The following is a 2832-nucleotide window of genomic DNA, read 5'->3' as shown; positions in this document are numbered from 1 at the left end:
GCCTGGCCGCGGTGACCGTGGCCGCCGCGATCGTGGTGGGCGCGGGAGTCGTCGGCTGGCGCGTGGTCGCCGCGGACGCCCCTGCGGCGGCTGCGGCGCCTCACGAGACGAACGATCCGGTGGGGGCCGCCGTCGCGCTCAGTCGGCTGCGGGCGGAGATCGTCGCGGCCGGGGACCCTGCGGAGCTGGATGCCGTCGAGGTGGTCGACGGTCCCGCGTTCCGAGCCGACTCGCTGCTGCTTCCGGGTCTTCACGGCGCGCGGCTGGACGGTCTCACGGTCGACGTGCAGGACGCGTGGCTGGTCGCGGACGACGGCAGCCGGGGGACGACGGACGTGGCCGTGACTGCCTCGACGTCCGCGTACGACCGGGTCCCGGCCGACGGTGGCGCCGCCACGCAGGTGGCCGCGTCGACGGCCCGGACCGTCGTCCTGGGACTGCGGTGGACCCCGCACGGCTGGCGCGTCTGGGACGTCCGGCAACCGTGAGCGGTGTTCACTGGGACGACGCGTGAGGGGGTCCGCATGGAGGACGAGACGTCGGAGGTCCAGGACGCCGGGCCGTTCTACCACGGGACGAAGGCGGACCTGCMGGTGGGGGACCTGCTCGAAGCCGGTCGCGGCTCCAACTACGGCGCGCGGGTCACGGCGAGCTTCGTCTACCTGACCGCCACGCTGGACGCGGCGACCTGGGGCGCGGAGCTGGCGGTGGGCGAGGGCTGGGGCCGGATCTACGTGGTGGAGCCGACCGGTGCTCTCGAGAACGACCCGAACCTCACGGACAAGCGATTTCCGGGCAACCCGACGAGGTCGTACCGCACGCGGCACCCGCTGCGGGTCGTCGGGGAGATCGCGGACTGGGAGGGGCACCGACCTGAGGTCCTCCAGGAGATGCGGGACCACCTCGCCCGGCTCGAGCAGCAGGGCATCGAGGCCATCAACGACTGAGGCGGTGACGGCGTCAGTCGCGCTGCGCAACCCAGTCGGCGGCAGCCCGGAGGTCGGAGTGCGTGGGCTGGAAGCCGGTGGCGTCGAGGACGGCCGGGATCGCGCGGATGGAGCCCAGCACCTCGGACGAGAAGTCGCCGAGCAGCAGGCGCAGGGCGAACGCCGGCACGGGGATGATGGCCGGCCGGTGCATCGCCGAGGCCAGCGCGGAGACGACGTCGGCGTTGCGCGCAGGCTTGGTCACCAGGTTGACGGGGCCGTGCACGGGGGCGGTCAGCAGGTGCTCGATGGCGCGGACCTGGTCGAGCAGCGTGATCCAGGGCCAGAACTGCTTCCCCGAGCCGAGTCGGCCCCCGAGCCCCGCCTTGATCAGCGGCAGCAGCGGTCCGAGGGCGCCGCCGCCCTGCCCGAGCACGATGCCGGTCCGCAGGTGCGCCACCCGGACGTCGGCGTCCTGGGCCGGTGCGGTCGCGGACTCCCACTGCCGCACCACGTTCGCGAAGAACGTGCTTCCGAGCGGCTCGTCCTCGTCGAGCAGGTCCTCGCCGCGCGAGCCGTACGCGCCGATCCCCGAGGCCTGGAGCATGACCTGCGGGCCGCCGCCGTCGAGCCCGGCGAGCGTCCGGGCGAGGAGCCCCGTGGTCCGCAGCCGTGAGGACAGCACGGCCCTCTTGCGCGACGTGGTCAGCGGCCACCTGCCCGGGTTGACGCCGGCGAGGTTGATGACCGCGTCGGCGTCCGCGAGCGACGTGGGGTCGAGTCGACCGGCGTCGGGGTCCCACGCGATCTCCGACGGGCGCGCGGCCGCGCCTCGCACGAGCGTGCGGACGGTGTGGCCACCGCTGCGGAGGTGGGGGACGAGGGCGCTTCCGATGAAGCCGTGCGACCCGGCGATGACGACCTGCATGGCGCTCACCCTAAGGTCGCCCGGTCTTCCCGGCCCGGCGGGAGCGCACGCACGACGGCCCGGTCCCCTGTGCGGGGCCCGGGCCGTCGTGGTGCGTCAGGTGCTAGCGCGTCAGAGTCCGACCTCGGACTCGAATGCGCCCTCCTCGATGCGGTTCTTCACCGCGGTGAGGTAGCGCGACGCGTCGGCGCCGTCGACCAGGCGGTGGTCGTACGACAGCGACAGGTAGCACATCGACCGGATCGCGATGACCTCGGCGCCGTCCGCGTCCTGGATCACCACGGGGCGCTTGACGATCGCGCCCGTACCGAGGATCGCCGACGTGCCGCCGGGAACGATCGGCGTGTCGATGATCGCGCCGCCGGAGCCCGTGTTCGTCACGGTGAACGTGGCGCCGCTGAGCTCGTCGGGCGTGACCTTGTTCTGGCGCGTGCGTCCGGCCAGGTCCACGATCTTGCGCGAGATCCCCGCGAGGTTGAGGTCTCCCGCGTCGCGGATCACCGGGACGAGCAAGCCCTTCTCGGTGTCGACCGCGATGCCGACGTTCTCCTGGGCGTGGTAAGTGATCTGGTTGCCCTCGAGCACGCCGTTGATCTTCGGGAAGGCCTTGAGGCCCTCGATCGCGGCCAGGACGAAGAACGGCAGGAACGTGAGGTTGACGCCCTCGCGTGCCTTGAAGTCCTCCTTCGCCTTGGCGCGCAGCCTGGCGACCCGGGTCACGTCCACCTCGACCACGGTGGTCAGCTGCGCCTGCGAGTGCAGGGCGTCGACCATCCGCTCGGCGATGATCTGGCGCAGCCGGCTGGCCTTCTCGGTGGTGCCCCGCAGCGGGGACACGGCCGGGACCGACGCGGCCTTCGGGGCCGGAGCCGCGGCCGCCGGTGCGGCGGCAGCGGGCTGAGCCTTCGCGGCCTCGGCGGCGGCCTTCTCGGCCTCTGCCTTGGCGGCGGCGTCGAGCACGTCCTCCTTGCGGATGCG

The 2832-nt window shown here is 73.1% G+C and carries 4 protein-coding genes; 2 read left to right on the top strand and 2 right to left on the bottom strand.

Features of this window, described 5'->3' with window-relative positions:
• Together AC1DUQ_RS20155 and arr are read left to right on the top strand one after the other, a co-directional pair.
• Nucleotides 1-488, top strand: a 488-nt coding sequence (locus tag AC1DUQ_RS20155; RefSeq protein ID WP_477074462.1) for a hypothetical protein, incomplete at its 5' end; no start/stop codon positions are given.
• A 36-nt stretch (nucleotides 489-524) separates the two neighbouring features.
• Nucleotides 525-947 carry an NAD(+)--rifampin ADP-ribosyltransferase gene (gene arr / locus AC1DUQ_RS20150; RefSeq protein WP_477074461.1) on the top strand — a complete coding sequence of 141 codons (423 nt, stop codon included), beginning with the start codon at nucleotides 525-527 and terminating at the stop codon, nucleotides 945-947.
• A gap of 13 nt (nucleotides 948-960) precedes the next feature.
• Here arr and AC1DUQ_RS20145 read toward each other — a convergent pair whose 3' ends face one another.
• Nucleotides 961-1854: a TIGR01777 family oxidoreductase gene (locus AC1DUQ_RS20145; protein WP_477061725.1), complete on the bottom strand. Its 894-nt coding sequence runs from the start codon at nucleotides 1852-1854 to the stop codon at nucleotides 961-963.
• Nucleotides 1855-1965: 111 nt separating this feature from the next.
• Nucleotides 1966-2832 (bottom strand): 2-oxoglutarate dehydrogenase, E2 component, dihydrolipoamide succinyltransferase (gene sucB, locus AC1DUQ_RS20140; RefSeq protein WP_477074460.1); only part of this gene is annotated, 867 nt, incomplete at its 5' end.

The organism is Cellulomonas sp. P4_B5_2, assembly GCF_056402235.1.
The sequence above is the reverse complement of the archived record's forward strand: the minus strand, read 5'-3'. Positions and strand labels throughout refer to the sequence as shown.